The organism is Streptomyces enissocaesilis (genome assembly GCF_039533765.1).
Lineage (GTDB): Bacteria > Actinomycetota > Actinomycetes > Streptomycetales > Streptomycetaceae > Streptomyces > Streptomyces enissocaesilis.
In genome coordinates, this window is the sequence record NZ_BAAAUD010000038.1 from 102,635 (window position 1) to 116,229 (window position 13,595).

A 13,595-nucleotide genomic window follows, 5' to 3' on the forward strand; every position below is an offset into this window, starting at 1 on the left:
TCCAGCGGCCGTAGCCGGGCAATCGCCTCAGCCCGCCGTCTCCTCGTTCCGTACGGAACGGGAGGCGGCGGGCTCGCGCGTGTGCGGGGCGCTGTTCCCGGGCGCGGACGCCCCGCGCGGCCGGGGCGGGGCGGCCGGCGCCGGACGGGCCGGCCCTTCGAGCGCCCTGGCCACCACCGCGTCCAGGCCGAGCGAGGCGCCCTGGCGCCGGAACTTCTCGTACGGGACGTCGCCCAGGCGCTCTCGCGCCTTCTCCTCGCACAGCGCGTGCGGGGTGTTGTAGTACGCCGAACCGAACAGCGGCAGCCCCACCGACGGCCAGATCCGCCCGGCCGCCCCCTGGAGCACCGCCGCCTCCGCCGGGTCGCCCTCGTCCAGGGTGACCAGCGCCAGCAGCTCCAGGGCGAGCACCACGCCCAGCAGATCGTTGAACGCGTGGTCGATGGCCAGACACTCCGCCAGCAGCTCCCGGGCCCGGTCCGGCCGGCCGTGCGTACGCGCCGCATAGGCCAGGACGTACAGCGCGTACGCGAGGGTCCAGCGCTCCCCGTGGTCCTCGCAGACCGCGGTGACCTCCTCGCAGATGGCGACGGCCTGGGCCAGGTCGCCGCGGAAGGCCACCGCCATCGCCAGTTCGACCTGGGCCATCAGCACGTTGCTGTTGAGCTCGCCGATCTCCTCGTACCGCGAGAGCGCGTCGCGCAGCAGCTCCTCCGCCCGCCGCATGTCGTCGGAGACCAGGGCGAGACAGCCCGACCGGTGCACGGCGTACGCCGTCGCGACCGGGTTCGCGCTGAGTTCGGCGCCCTCGCGGCACTCCTGCAGGGCGGCGAGCGCCCCGATCGCGTCGCCCTGCAGCACGGCCACGTAACCGAGCACCCACAGCGCCTTCAGCCGGTGCGGCTCGTGTCTGCTCTCCGCCTCCAGGGCGTGGTCCAGCCAGTGCCGCCCCTCCGACAGACGTCCGCAGCCGACCCAGTAGAACCAGAGCGTGCCCGCCAGGTACTGCCCCAGGTGCACGTCCTGCGGGTGCTCCAGCGAGTACTCCATCGCCCTGCGCAGGTTGGGCAGTTCACTGCCGACCCGCGCCGCCACCTCGGCCTGCCGGGGACTGAACCAGTCCAGCTCGCACCAGGTCGCGAGCCCCAGGTACCAGTCGCGGTGCCTGCGGCACACGCGCTCCGCGTCGCCCATGGCCGCCAGCCAGTCGGCGCCGTACTCCCTGACGGTGTCCAGCATCCGGTAGCGGACCCCCGGCGCGGTGTCCTCGCGGACCACGACGGACTGCGTGATCAGATCAGTGAGCACATCGAGAACGCTGGGCACGCCGAGGGCGCTGTCTCCCGGGAGTTCCGGGCCGCCGCAGACGTACTCGGCCGCCTCCAGGTCGAACTGCCCCGCGAACACCGAAAGCCGCGCCCACAGCAGCCGCTGCTCCGGAGTGCAGAGCTCATGGCTCCAGCCGATCGCGGTACGGAGGGTCTGGTGGCGGGGGAGGGTGCCCCGGGTGGACCCGGTCAGCAGCCGGAAACGGTCGTCGAGCCGGTCGAGCAGCTGCTCGACGGAGAGCGCCTTCAGCCGCCCGGCCGCCAGTTCCAGGGCGAGCGGAAGCCCGTCCAGGCGACGGCACAGCTCGTGCACGGCGTCGCGGTTGGTGTCCGTCAGCCGGAAGCCGGGCCGCCCCGCGGCGGCCCGGTCGGTGAAGAGCCGGACCGCGTCCGGGCCGGGCATCGGCGGGAGGGAGAAGATCTGTTCGCCCTCGACGCACAGCGGCAGCCGTCCGGCGGCCAGCACGGTCAGTCCGGGCGCGCGCCGGAGCAGCTCCCTGACCAGCCCGGCGGTGGCGTCGACGAGATGCTCGAAGCCGTCGAGCACGAGCAGCAGCCGGCGTTCCGCGAGGTGATCCACCAGCACACGGCGCGGCGGTTTGCTGGTGTGGTCGGTGAGCCCCAGTGCCTCGACGACCGCGTGCTCCAGCAGGCCGGGATCGGTGAGAGCGGACAGCTCGGCGAGCCACGCCCCGTCGCAGTACCGTTCCTGCACATCGTTCGCGGTACGCAGCGCGAACCGGGTCTTGCCGACGCCCCCGACCCCGGTCACGGTGACCAGCCGGGCGTTCTCCAGCAGGCGGCCGAGTTCTGCCAGCTCCTCGCGCCGTCCGACGAACGGATTCAGCTCCGCCGGGAGGCTGCCGTGCGCGGGGGACGGGGAGACGGGGCGGGAGGTGCGTCGCATAGGACACGGAGCGTACCGATCTGTAAGCACTCCGTACAATCACCCCGCGTACTCCCGTCCCCGCGCGCCCGCAATGCGGTACGGACCCGGAGCCCTGGCGCGATAGGCTCGCAGAACGACTTTTCTCGACGGCAGGGAGCGGTGCAAAGTGTCCGGTGGAGAGGTGGCCGGCATTCTGGTGGCCGTCTTCTGGGCGATCCTGGTCTCCTTCCTCGCCGTGGTGCTGGTGAGGCTGGCCCAGACGCTCAGGGCGGCGACCAAGCTGGTGGCGGACGTGACCGAGCAGGCGGTTCCGCTGCTGGCGGACGCCTCCGCGACCGTCCGGTCCGCGCAGACCCAGCTGGAGCGGGTCGACGCCATCGCGACCGACGTCCAGGAAGTCACCTCCAACGCGTCCGCGCTCTCGACGACCGTCGCGTCCACCTTCGGCGGCCCGCTCGTCAAGGTCGCCGCCTTCGGGTACGGCGTACGCCGGGCGCTCGGCCGCGACAAGGACGCTCCGGCGGGGCAGCCGTCGCGTCGCACTGTGATCGCCGGCCGGACCGTGCCGTCCGCCCGGCGCAGGAAGCGGAAGGGCTGAAGCCGCAATGTTCCGCCGTACGTTCTGGTTCACCGCGGGCGCCGCAGCCGGTGTGTGGGCCACCACCAAGGTCAACCGCAAGCTCAAGCAGCTGACGCCCGAGAGCCTCGCCGCGCAGGCCGCCGACAAGGCGGTCGAAGCAGGTCACCGGCTCAAGGACTTCGCGCTCGACGTCAAGGCGGGAATGGCGCAGCGCGAGGCCGAACTCGGCGAAGCCCTCGGCCTCGACGCGCGGAACGACCCCGCAGCTCTCGAGCCCCGGCGCCTCGCCGCTCTCGACCACCCCAAGCACTCGTACAACCGGAATGAGGACCACTGATGGAGTCGGCTGAAATCCGCCGCCGCTGGCTGCGCTTCTTCGAGGAGCGCGGACACAACGTCGTGCCTTCGGCGTCGCTCATCGCGGACGACCCGACCCTGCTGCTGGTCCCCGCGGGCATGGTGCCCTTCAAGCCGTACTTCCTCGGCGAGGTCAAGCCGCCCGCCCCGCGCGTCACCAGCGTGCAGAAGTGCGTGCGTACGCCGGACATCGAAGAGGTCGGCAAGACCACCCGCCACGGCACGTTCTTCCAGATGTGCGGCAACTTCTCGTTCGGCGACTACTTCAAGGAAGGCGCCATCTCGTACGCCTGGGAGCTGCTCACCAGCTCCGTGGCGGACGGCGGCTTCGGCCTCGACCCCGAGCGTCTGTGGATCACGGTCTACCTCGACGACGACGAGGCCGAGCAGATCTGGCGCGACAAGATCGGCGTACCGGCCGAGCGCATCCAGCGCCTGGGCAAGAAGGACAACTTCTGGTCCATGGGCGTGCCCGGACCGTGCGGCCCGTGCTCCGAGATCAACTACGACCGTGGCCCGGCCTTCGGCGTCGAGGGCGGCCCCGCCGTCAACGACGAGCGGTACGTGGAGATCTGGAACCTGGTCTTCATGCAGTACGAGCGGGGTGCCGGCGACGGCAAGGAGGACTTCCCGATCCTCGGCGACCTGCCGTCGAAGAACATCGACACCGGCCTCGGTCTCGAACGCCTGGCGATGATCCTCCAGGACGTGCAGAACCTGTACGAGATCGACACCTCGATGGTCGTCATCGACAAGGCCACCGAGCTGACCGGTGTCCGGTACGGCGCCGACCACGCCTCGGACGTCTCGCTGCGCGTCGTCACCGACCACATGCGTACGTCGGTGATGCTCATCGGCGACGGCGTCACCCCCGGCAACGAGGGCCGCGGCTACGTCCTGCGCCGCATCATGCGCCGTGCCATCCGCAATATGCGCCTCCTGGGCGCCACCGGCCCCGTCGTCGCCGAGCTCGTCGACACCGTGATCGATTCGATGGGCCGGCAGTACCCGGAGCTCCTGACCGAGCGTAAGCGCATCGAGACCGTCGCCCTCGCCGAGGAAGCCGCCTTCACCAAGGCCCTCAAGGGCGGCACGAACATCCTCGACACTGCCGTTTCGGAGACCAAGGCCGCCGGTGGCAAGGTCCTGCCCGGCGACAAGGCGTTCCTGCTCCACGACACCTGGGGCTTCCCGATCGACCTCACCCTGGAGATGGCCGCCGAACAGGGCCTCTCCGTGGACGAGGACGGCTTCCGCCGCCTCATGAAGGAGCAGCGGGACCGGGCCAAGGCCGACGCCAGGGCCAAGAAGACCGGCCACGCCGACGTCTCCGCCTACCGCGAGGTCGCCGACAGCTCCGGCACGACCGAGTTCACCGGTTACACCCACACCGAGGGCGAGTCGACCGTCGTCGGCCTGCTCGTCGACGGCCTGCCCTCCCCGGCCGCCACCGAGGGCGACGAGGTCGAGGTGATCCTCGACCGCACGCCCTTCTACGCCGAGGGCGGCGGCCAGCAGGCCGACACCGGCCGCATCAAGCTGGACACGGGCGCCGTCATCCAGGTGCGCGACGTGCAGCAGCCGGTCCCGGGCGTCTCCGTCCACAAGGGCTCGGTCCAGGTCGGCGAGGTGACCGTGGGCGCCTCCGCCTACGCCGCCATCGACCTGAAGCGCCGTCGGGCCATCGCCCGCGCCCACAGCGCCACGCACCTCACGCACCAGGCGCTGCGCGACGCGCTCGGCCCGACCGCCGCCCAGGCCGGTTCGGAGAACGCGCCGGGCCGCTTCCGCTTCGACTTCGGCTCGCCGAACGCCGTACCCGGCACGGTCCTCACCGATGTCGAGCACAAGATCAACGAAGTGCTCGCCCGGGAACTCGACGTCCAGGCCGAGGTCATGTCCATCGACGAGGCCAAGAAGCAGGGCGCCATCGCGGAGTTCGGCGAGAAGTACGGCGAGCGGGTGCGCGTCGTGACCATCGGCGACTTCTCCAAGGAGCTGTGCGGCGGTACGCACGTCCACAACACCGCCCAGCTGGGTTTGGTGAAGCTGCTCGGCGAGTCGTCGATCGGCTCGGGCGTACGGCGCATCGAGGCCCTGGTCGGCGTGGACGCGTACACCTTCCTCGCCCGTGAGCACACGGTCGTCGCCCAGCTCCAGGAGCTGGTCAAGGGCCGTCCGGAGGAACTGCCGGAGAAGATCTCCGGGATGCTCGCCAAGCTCAAGGACGCCGAGAAGGAGATCGAGAAGTTCCGCGCGGAGAAGGTCCTCCAGGCCGCCGCCGGTCTCGCCGCCGGCGCCAAGGACGTACGCGGCGTGGCCGTTGTCACCGGCCAGGTGCCGGACGGCACCTCGGCCGACGACCTGCGCAGGCTCGTCCTGGACGTCCGCGGCCGCATCCCGGCCGACCGTCCGACGGTCGTGGCCCTCTTCACCACCGCCAACGGCCGCCCGCTGACCGTCATCGCCACCAACGAGGCCGCCCGCGAGCGCGGTCTCAAGGCCGGTGAGCTGGTCCGTACGGCCGCCAAGACCCTCGGCGGCGGCGGTGGCGGCAAGCCGGACGTCGCCCAGGGCGGCGGCCAGAACCCGGAGGCCATCGGCGACGCCGTGGCCGCCGTCGAGCGTGTCGTCGGCGAGAGCGCCTGATGCGACGCGGCCGTCGCCTCGCGATCGACGTCGGGGACGCCCGGATCGGGGTCGCCTCGTGCGACCCCGACGGGGTCCTCGCCACGCCGGTGGAGACCGTGCCGGGACGTGACGTCCCGGCCGCCCACCGGCGGTTGAAGCAGCTCGTCGAGGAGTACGAACCGATCGAGGTCGTGGCCGGCCTCCCTCGCTCCCTCAATGGGGGCGAGGGCCCGGCGGCGGTCAAGGTCCGCGCCTTCGTCCAGGAGCTCGCCCGTTCCGTCGCACCCGTTCCGGTACGACTGGTGGACGAGAGGATGACCACAGTGACGGCCAGTCAGGGCCTGCGCGCTTCGGGCGTGAAGTCCAAGAAGGGCAGGTCGGTCATCGACCAGGCGGCGGCGATTGTCATTCTTCAGAACGCGCTTGAGGCCGAACGGGTCTCAGGCAACCCCCCGGGCGAGGGCGTCGAAGTGGTTGTCTGATCGCGATACGGTAACGTTCCGCGCGATGCGGCGGTGTTCGAACAGCTGCCGCACAAAGAAGAGGCGGAACGGTTGCCGCGCCCCACGCGCGAAGCAGTCGCCGCCTCGCGGCACACTATGGGGTTTGATGACTGAGTATGGCCGGGGCGCAGGCCACGAACCGTGGCATCCCGAGGACCCGTTGTACGGGGACCAGGGATGGGCAGGGCAGCAGTCCGCACATGGTCAGGGTCCGTACGGAGACCAGCCGCAGCCGCAGCACTACCAGCAGCAGCCGCAACACCCGCAGCAGCCGTACTACGACGGCCGGCAGCACCAGCAGCACCAGCAGCAGCCCGGGTATCCGGAGCAGCAGCACTACGGCCATGACGGCGGCTGGGACACGGGCGGGCACCAGCAGCAGGACCCGGCGCCGTACGGCATGAACCCGGCCGCCGACCCCTACACCGGCCAGCGGCCCGGCTACGGCGGCGAAAGCCCCGACTACTACGCCGCACCGGACGCGTACCCCCCGCCGCAGCCCCCGGGCCGGCGCGGCCCCGAGCCGGAGCAGGCCCCCGAGTGGACGCCCGAGCCCGAGCCGGAAGCGCCCGAGGAGCACCCCTTCTTCACGGGCGGCGACGCCGGTGACGACGACGGGCCCGACGAGCCACGCGAGTCCCGCCGCGGCCGGGGCGGCGACCGCCGCGGCGGAAAACCGAAAAAGAAGAAGAGCCGCAACGGCACGGCGTGTCTCATCGTCGCGGTGGTCCTGGTCGGCGGCGTGGGCGGCATCGGCTACTTCGGCTACCAGTTCTGGCAGAACCAGTTCGGCGCGCCCGAGGACTATGCGGGCAAGGGGTCCGATCCCACCCAGGTGGAGATCCCCCAGGGCGCCGGCGGCTACGAGATCGGCAGCCTCCTGGAGAAGGCCGGTGTGGTCAAGAGCCAGGGCGCCTTCGTCGCCGCTCAGAACAGGAATCCGCAGGGCAAGAACATCCAGGCGGGGGTCTACACCCTCAACAAGAAGATGTCCGCGGACAACGCCGTCTCGGAAATGCTCAAACCGAGCAGTCGCAACGCCCTGATCATCCCCGAGGGCAAGCGCAACGCCTGGGTCTACGAGCAGATCGACAAGCGCCTGGAAGTGAAGCCCGGGACCACCGAGGCCGCTGCGGAGGCGGAGGTGAAGGACCTCGGACTGCCGGACTGGGCGACCGGCCACCCGGACGTCAAGGACCCGCTGGAGGGTTTCCTCTTCCCCGCGAGCTATCCGGTCGCGAAGAACGCGAAGCCTGCGGATGTGCTCAAGAAGATGGTGGCCCGAGCCAATGCGGAATACGGAAAGCTCGACCTGGAGGCGAACTCCACGTCGCTCGGACTGAAGGGGCCCTGGGAACTTCTCACCGTCGCCAGCCTCGTTCAGGTCGAGGGCAAGACGGACGATGACTTCCGCAGGATGGGCGAGGTGATCTACAACCGTCTCAAGCCCACCAACACGGAGACGAATCAACTGCTCCAGTTCGACTCCGCCTTCAATTACCTGAACGGTCAGAGCGAGATCGAGATCAGCGAGTCCGAGATCAACAGCAACATGGACCCGTACAACACGTACACCCAGAAGGGCCTCACCCCCGGACCCATCAGCAACCCGGGCACTGAAGCCCTGGCCGCCGCGCTCAACCCGACGCAGGACGGCTGGATGTACTTCGTGGCGACCGACGGCCAGCACAAGACGGAATTCGCCAAGACCCACGACGATTTCCTGAAGCTCAAGGAAAAGTTCAATGAAAACAAGGGCAGCGAATGACGCCCGCAGGGCGGCGGTCCTCGGCTCGCCCATCGCGCACTCTCTTTCACCCGTACTCCACCGCGCCGCGTACGAGGCACTCGGCCTCACCCACTGGTCGTACGACCGTTTCGAAGTGGACGAGGCCGCCCTCCCCGGTTTCTTCGCGGAGCTCGACTCGTCCTGGGCCGGACTGTCCCTGACCATGCCGCTCAAACGGGCCGTCATGCCGCTGCTCGACGAGGTCGGTGAGACGGCGGCCTCCGTGGAGGCGGTCAACACCGTCGTCTTCACCGAGGACGGTCGGCGCCTCGGCGACAACACCGACATCCCGGGGATGATCGCCGCCCTGCGCGAGCGCGGCATCGAGAAGGTCGAATCCGCCGCGGTTCTCGGCGCGGGAGCCACCGCCTCGTCCGCGCTCGCCGCCCTCTCCCGCCTGTGCACGGGCCCGGTCACCGCGTACGTCCGCAGCTCCGCCCGCGCCGACGAGATGCGGCAGTGGGGCGAACGGCTCGGAGTCGACGTACGGATCGCCGACTGGGCCAAGGCGGCGCGGGCGTTCGACGCGCCGCTCGTCGTCGCCACCACCCCGGCCGGCACCACCGACGCCCTCGCGCAGGCCGTCCCCGACCGCCCCGGAACCCTCTTCGACGTGCTGTACGACCCGTGGCCCACCGCACTCGCCGCCGCCTGGTCGGCGCGCGGCGGCGCGGTCGTCGGCGGGCTCGACCTGCTCGTGCACCAGGCCGTGCTCCAGGTGGAGCAGATGACGGGCTGCGCCACCGCGCCGCTCGCCGTGATGCGGGCTGCCGGGGAACGGGCGCTCACCGCCCCTTAGGTCTGCGGGGAATCGCAGGTCACAACAGGGGGCGCTCGATCATGGGCATGGCGATGGAGCGGGCCCTGGCAGCGCCGGACCTGCTGAAACCGGCGCCGCACTTCCTGCCGGAGTGGCTGCGTATCACCCTCGGCGCGGCCGTTCCGCTCCCGCTGTTCGCGGGCGGCGCCCGCGGACTGTGGCGTGTCGCGGCGGCGCGCGGGCTCAGGTCACGGCGTCCCGCGCACTGAGAAAGCCGTCCGTCTGCTGGACCGAGGGCCGGTCGCGCCCCCGGTCGTGGGAGGATCGGGGGTGGCGGGCCAGGGCCGCGCACCCGGTCGCGCCGTTGCAGTTCCAGGCGCGAGCATGAGGAGCACCGTTGAGCAGGTTGCGCTGGCTGACCGCGGGAGAATCCCACGGCCCCGCACTCGTCGCGACGCTGGAGGGCCTTCCCTCCGGTGTCCCCCTCACCACGGAGATGGTGGCGGACGCGCTGGCCCGGCGGCGGCTCGGCTACGGGCGCGGCGCGCGCATGAAGTTCGAGCAGGACGAGGTCACCTTCCTCGGCGGCGTACGGCACGGGCTGACCATGGGCGGCCCCGTCGCGATCATGGTGGGCAACACCGAGTGGCCCAAGTGGGAGAAGGTCATGTCGGCCGACCCGGTCGACCCCGAGGAACTGGCCAAGCTCGCGCGCAACGCGCCGCTGACCCGCCCCCGTCCCGGCCACGCCGACCTCGCCGGCATGCAGAAGTACGCGCTGGACGAGGCCCGGCCGGTGCTGGAGCGGGCCAGTGCGCGCGAGACCGCGGCCCGCGTGGCGCTCGGTACCGTCGCCCGGTCGTACCTGAAGCAGACCACGGGCGTCGAGATCGTGTCGCACGTCGTGGAGCTGGCCGCCGCCAAGGCGCCGTACGGCGTCCTGCCCGTGCCCGCCGACGAGGCGAAGCTCGACGAGGACCCCGTGCGCTGCCTGGACGCGGACGCGTCGAAGGCGATGGTGGCCGAGATCGACCAGGCCCACAAGGACGGCGACACGCTGGGCGGCGTGGTCGAGGTGCTGGCGTACAACGTGCCCGTCGGGCTCGGGTCGTTCGTGCACTGGGACCGTCGCCTCGATGCCCGGCTCGCCGCCGCGCTGATGGGCATTCAGGCCATCAAGGGTGTCGAGGTCGGCGACGGCTTCGATCTCGCGCGCGTGCCCGGTTCCAAGGCGCACGACGAGATCGTGCCGACCGCCGAGGGCGTACGCCGCACCTCCGGGCGCGCCGGCGGGACCGAGGGCGGCATGTCCACCGGTGAGCTGCTCCGCGTACGGGCCGCCATGAAGCCCATCGCCACCGTGCCGCGCGCGCTCGCCACCATCGACACCGCCACCGGTGAGGTCGCGGCCGCGCACCACCAGCGCTCCGACGTGTGCGCCGTGCCCGCCGCCGGGATCGTGGCCGAGGCCATGGTCGCGCTGGTCCTCGCGGACGCCGTCGCGGAGAAGTTCGGCGGCGACAGCGTCGGCGAGACCCGGCGCAACGTGCGGGGCTACCTCGACAACCTGGTCGTCCGGTGAGCGAGGCGGGCGGCCCCCTGGTCGTACTCGTCGGACCCATGGGGGTCGGCAAGTCCACCGTCGGCGCGATCCTCGCCGAGCGGCTGGGCGTGGCCTACCGGGACACGGACGCCGACATCGTCGAGGCCGAGGGCCGGCCGATCGCCGAGATCTTCGTCGACGAGGGGGAGGCGCACTTCCGTGAGCTGGAGCGGCAGGCCGTGCGGGCCGCCCTCGCCGAGCACACGGGCGTCCTCGCGCTCGGCGGCGGCGCGGTCCTCGACGACGGCACGCGTGCGTCCCTGGCCCCGCTGCCCGTCGTCTGCCTCTCCATGAACGTCACCGAGGCGATCAGGCGCGTCGGGCTGAACACCGCGCGCCCGCTGCTGGCCGTCAACCCGCGCCAGCAGTGGAAGCAGCTGATGGAAGCGCGTCGCCACCTGTACGCCGAGGTGGCCGACGCGATCGTCGAGACCGACGACCGCACCCCCGAAGAGGTCGCCCAAGCGGTCCTCGACGCACTCGAATTGAAGGAAGCATGACGGAGCAGGCAGTCACCCGTATCCAGGTCGGCGGCGGCGAGGGCGCGGAGCCCTACGAGGTGCTGGTCGGCCGGCAGCTGCTCGGTGAGCTCCCCGGGCTGATCGGCGACCGGGCCCGGCGCGTCGCCGTCCTGCACCCCGAAGCGCTCGCCGGCACCGGCGACGCGATCCGTGAGGACCTCGCGGGCCAGGGCTACGAGGCCATCGCGATCCAGCTGCCGAACGCCGAGGAGTCCAAGACCGTCGAGGTCGCGGCGTACTGCTGGAAGGCGCTCGGGCAGACCAACTTCACGCGCACCGACGTGATCGTCGGCGTCGGCGGCGGAGCCACCACCGACGTGGCCGGTTTCGTCGCGGCGACCTGGCTGCGCGGGGTGCGCTGGATCGCCGTACCGACGACCGTGCTCGGCATGGTCGACGCGGCCGTCGGCGGCAAGACGGGTATCAACACCGCCGAGGGGAAGAACCTCGTCGGTGCCTTCCACCCGCCGGCCGGTGTGCTGTGCGACCTGGCCGCGCTGGACTCGCTGCCGGTCAACGACTACATCAGCGGCCTCGCCGAGATCATCAAGGCGGGCTTCATCGCCGACCCGGTGATCCTCGACCTGATCGAGGAGGACCCGGCGGCGGCCCGTACGCCCGAGGGGGCGCACACCGCCGAGCTGATCGAGCGCGCGATCCGGGTCAAGGCCGACGTCGTGTCGAGCGACCTGAAGGAATCCGGTCTGCGCGAGATCCTGAACTACGGCCACACGCTCGCCCACGCCATCGAGAAGAACGAGCGCTACACCTGGCGTCACGGCGCGGCCGTCTCCATCGGCATGGTCTTCGCCGCCGAACTCGGCCGGCTCGCGGGCCGTCTCGACGACGCGACCGCCGACCGGCACCGCACGGTGCTGGAGTCGGTCGGGCTGCCGCTCGCCTACCGCGGCGACCAGTGGCCCAAGCTCCTGGAGACCATGAAGGTCGACAAGAAGTCGCGCGGCAACCTGCTGCGCTTCATCGTCCTCGACGGTCTCGCCAGGCCGACCGTGCTCGAAGGCCCGGATCCGGCGGTGCTGCTCGCCGCGTACGGCGAGGTGTCCAAGTGACGGCCCTCCGACAGGTCTACGTCCTCAACGGGCCCAACCTCGGCCGGCTCGGCTCGCGCGAGCCCGACGTGTACGGCGCGACGTCGTACGCCGGGCTCGTCGAGGAGTGCGGACGGCTCGGCAAGGAGCTCGGCTTCGACGTCGACGTACGCGAGACCAATGACGAGGGCGAGCTGATCCGCTGGCTCCACGAGGCCGCGGACGGGTCAATTCCGGTCGTCATCAACCCGGGTGCCTTCACGCACTACTCGTACGGAATGAGGGACGCGGCGGCCCAGCGCACCGCACCGCTCATCGAGGTGCACATCTCGAACCCGTACACACGTGAGGAATTCCGGCACACCTCGGTGATCGCCGCCGTCGCCAGCGGCACGGTCGCGGGCTTCGGCATCGGCTCGTACCGGCTCGCCCTGCGGGCCCTGGCCGAGGAACTCGGCGACTGACAGGGCACTCTGGACCTGTCCCGGCCGTTCACACCCACGCGGCGGGGGCAGGTACCTTTCGGTAGGCCCGGGCCCGCCGAAACCGCCCTGGCCCAGTACGAGTCGCCTGTACGAGACGGAGTGGCACCGGATGCAGCACGCAGTGGGGGCTCCGCTGCCACCGCCCCACAGGCCCGGCGTCGGATGGACGCACGGCGCCCCGCACCCCGCAGGGCCCCCCGCCGGGCCACCGGCGCCCCAGGGGCCTCCGCAGGCCCCAGGGGCCCCGGGAACCGCCCCCGGCGGCCCGCAGGGCCACGGGCCCGGCCACGCGCCCGCCCACCATGCCCCGGCTCCCGGCTGGAGCGGCCCGGCCCCGCAGCACACGCCGGGACCGCCGGCCCGGGACGCCACCGGACACATCCAGCTGCCGCCCGGCGGACCGGTCCCCGTCCCCGCGCCGCCGCCCGCCGCCGCGCCCACGGACACCGGGAGCACGACGCTGGCGGTGCTGCTCATCGGCCCCGCGGGAGCGGGCAAGACGACCGTCGCCAAGCACTGGGCCAGGCACCGCCGGGTGCCGACCGCGCACATCAGCCTCGACGACGTACGCGAATGGGTCTGCTCGGGGTTCGCCGACCCGCAGTCCGGCTGGAACGACCAGTCCGAGGCCCAGTACCGCCTCGCCCGCCGCACCTGCGGCTTCGCCGCCCGCAACTTCCTGGCCAACGGCATCTCGTGCATCGTCGACGACGCCGTCTTCCCGGACCGTCCGGTCGTCGGGCTCGGCGGCTGGAAGCGTCATGTGGGGCCCGGGCTGCTGCCCGTGGTCATCCTCCCCGGCCTGGAGATCGTGCTGGAGCGCAACGCCCAGCGCAGCGGCAACCGGCGCCTGTCGGACGAGGAGGTCGCCCGTATCCACGGCCGGATGGCCGGCTGGTACGGCTCGGGGCTGCCGATCATCGACAACTCGCAGTACGACGTGGAGACCACGGCCCGCGTACTGGACGAGGTGCTGGCCCGCTCCATGGCCAGCCCGCCGGCCTGGTAGGACCCGGGCGGCGCCGCGCGACAGCCGGACGCCCCCGCGCGGCCCGGTCGCGCCGCGCGGCCCGGTCGCGCCGCGCCGCCCGGTCGCGCCG

The 13,595-nt window shown here is 71.6% G+C and carries 13 protein-coding genes; 12 read left to right on the forward strand and 1 reads right to left on the reverse strand.

Going from position 1 to position 13,595, the window contains the following annotated elements; all coding sequences use genetic code 11:
• Window positions 1-27: 27 nt before the first annotated feature.
• Window positions 28-2,235 carry an ATP-binding protein gene (locus tag ABD374_RS18385; RefSeq protein ID WP_344496518.1) on the reverse strand — a complete coding sequence of 736 codons (2,208 nt, stop codon included), beginning with the start codon at window positions 2,233-2,235 and terminating at the stop codon, window positions 28-30.
• Between the two features lie 148 nt (window positions 2,236-2,383).
• On the opposite strand from ABD374_RS18385, the gene ABD374_RS18390 reads away from it, so the two are divergent.
• From ABD374_RS18390 to ABD374_RS18445, 12 genes are all read left to right on the forward strand, one after another.
• Entirely contained in the window at window positions 2,384-2,815 is a 432-nt protein-coding gene (locus tag ABD374_RS18390; protein WP_344496520.1) for a DUF948 domain-containing protein, read from the forward strand.
• 7 nt (window positions 2,816-2,822) lie between these two features.
• Window positions 2,823-3,134: a DUF6167 family protein gene (locus ABD374_RS18395; RefSeq protein ID WP_344496522.1), complete on the forward strand. Its 312-nt coding sequence runs from the start codon at window positions 2,823-2,825 to the stop codon at window positions 3,132-3,134.
• Window positions 3,134-5,803: an alanine--tRNA ligase gene (alaS, locus tag ABD374_RS18400; protein ID WP_344496525.1), complete on the forward strand. Its 2,670-nt coding sequence runs from the start codon at window positions 3,134-3,136 to the stop codon at window positions 5,801-5,803. The genes ABD374_RS18395 and alaS overlap by 1 nt, the downstream gene beginning before the upstream one ends.
• Complete coding sequence (gene ruvX, locus ABD374_RS18405; protein WP_344496527.1) at window positions 5,803-6,267, forward strand: Holliday junction resolvase RuvX; 465 nt, start codon at window positions 5,803-5,805, stop codon at window positions 6,265-6,267. The genes alaS and ruvX overlap by 1 nt, the downstream gene beginning before the upstream one ends.
• Before the next feature lie 127 nt (window positions 6,268-6,394).
• Window positions 6,395-8,056: an endolytic transglycosylase MltG gene (gene mltG, locus ABD374_RS18410; RefSeq protein WP_344496529.1), complete on the forward strand. Its 1,662-nt coding sequence runs from the start codon at window positions 6,395-6,397 to the stop codon at window positions 8,054-8,056.
• Window positions 8,034-8,876, forward strand: coding sequence for a shikimate dehydrogenase (locus tag ABD374_RS18415; protein WP_344496531.1), 843 nt, complete (start codon window positions 8,034-8,036; stop codon window positions 8,874-8,876). The genes mltG and ABD374_RS18415 overlap by 23 nt, the downstream gene beginning before the upstream one ends.
• A 41-nt stretch (window positions 8,877-8,917) precedes the next feature.
• Window positions 8,918-9,106 (forward strand): hypothetical protein, encoded by a 189-nt coding sequence (locus tag ABD374_RS18420; RefSeq protein WP_344496533.1) that lies wholly within the window; start codon window positions 8,918-8,920, stop codon window positions 9,104-9,106.
• Window positions 9,107-9,234: 128 nt separating this feature from the next.
• A complete protein-coding gene (gene aroC / locus ABD374_RS18425) occupies window positions 9,235-10,419 on the forward strand; it encodes a chorismate synthase (RefSeq protein ID WP_344496535.1) in 1,185 nt (394 codons plus the stop codon).
• Between the two features lie 38 nt (window positions 10,420-10,457).
• Window positions 10,458-10,940, forward strand: coding sequence for a shikimate kinase (locus ABD374_RS18430; RefSeq protein ID WP_344496552.1), 483 nt, complete (start codon window positions 10,458-10,460; stop codon window positions 10,938-10,940).
• Entirely contained in the window at window positions 10,937-12,031 is a 1,095-nt protein-coding gene (gene aroB / locus ABD374_RS18435; protein ID WP_344496537.1) for a 3-dehydroquinate synthase, read from the forward strand. Before ABD374_RS18430 ends, aroB begins: the two co-directional genes overlap by 4 nt.
• The gene (locus ABD374_RS18440; protein ID WP_344496539.1) at window positions 12,028-12,474 is read left to right on the forward strand and encodes a type II 3-dehydroquinate dehydratase; all 447 of its coding nucleotides are present in this window, start codon (window positions 12,028-12,030) and stop codon (window positions 12,472-12,474) included. The genes aroB and ABD374_RS18440 overlap by 4 nt, the downstream gene beginning before the upstream one ends.
• A gap of 130 nt (window positions 12,475-12,604) precedes the next feature.
• Entirely contained in the window at window positions 12,605-13,504 is a 900-nt protein-coding gene (locus ABD374_RS18445; protein WP_344496541.1) for a Pro-rich N-terminal domain-containing protein, read from the forward strand.
• Window positions 13,505-13,595 lie beyond the last annotated feature (91 nt).

Bases quoted from the DNA above. Each gene is read 5' to 3' on its own strand.
- ABD374_RS18385 (WP_344496518.1), bottom strand. From the start codon at position 2,235: ATGCGACGCACCTCCCGCCCCGTCTCCCCGTCCCCCGCGCACGGCAGC.
- ABD374_RS18395 (WP_344496522.1), top strand. From the start codon at position 2,823: ATGTTCCGCCGTACGTTCTGGTTCACCGCGGGCGCCGCAGCCGGTGTG.
- alaS (WP_344496525.1), top strand. From the start codon at position 3,134: ATGGAGTCGGCTGAAATCCGCCGCCGCTGGCTGCGCTTCTTCGAGGAG.
- ruvX (WP_344496527.1), top strand. From the start codon at position 5,803: ATGCGACGCGGCCGTCGCCTCGCGATCGACGTCGGGGACGCCCGGATC.
- mltG (WP_344496529.1), top strand. From the start codon at position 6,395: ATGACTGAGTATGGCCGGGGCGCAGGCCACGAACCGTGGCATCCCGAG.
- ABD374_RS18415 (WP_344496531.1), top strand. From the start codon at position 8,034: ATGAAAACAAGGGCAGCGAATGACGCCCGCAGGGCGGCGGTCCTCGGC.
- ABD374_RS18420 (WP_344496533.1), top strand. From the start codon at position 8,918: ATGGGCATGGCGATGGAGCGGGCCCTGGCAGCGCCGGACCTGCTGAAA.
- ABD374_RS18430 (WP_344496552.1), top strand. From the start codon at position 10,458: ATGGGGGTCGGCAAGTCCACCGTCGGCGCGATCCTCGCCGAGCGGCTG.
- aroB (WP_344496537.1), top strand. From the start codon at position 10,937: ATGACGGAGCAGGCAGTCACCCGTATCCAGGTCGGCGGCGGCGAGGGC.
- ABD374_RS18445 (WP_344496541.1), top strand. From the start codon at position 12,605: ATGCAGCACGCAGTGGGGGCTCCGCTGCCACCGCCCCACAGGCCCGGC.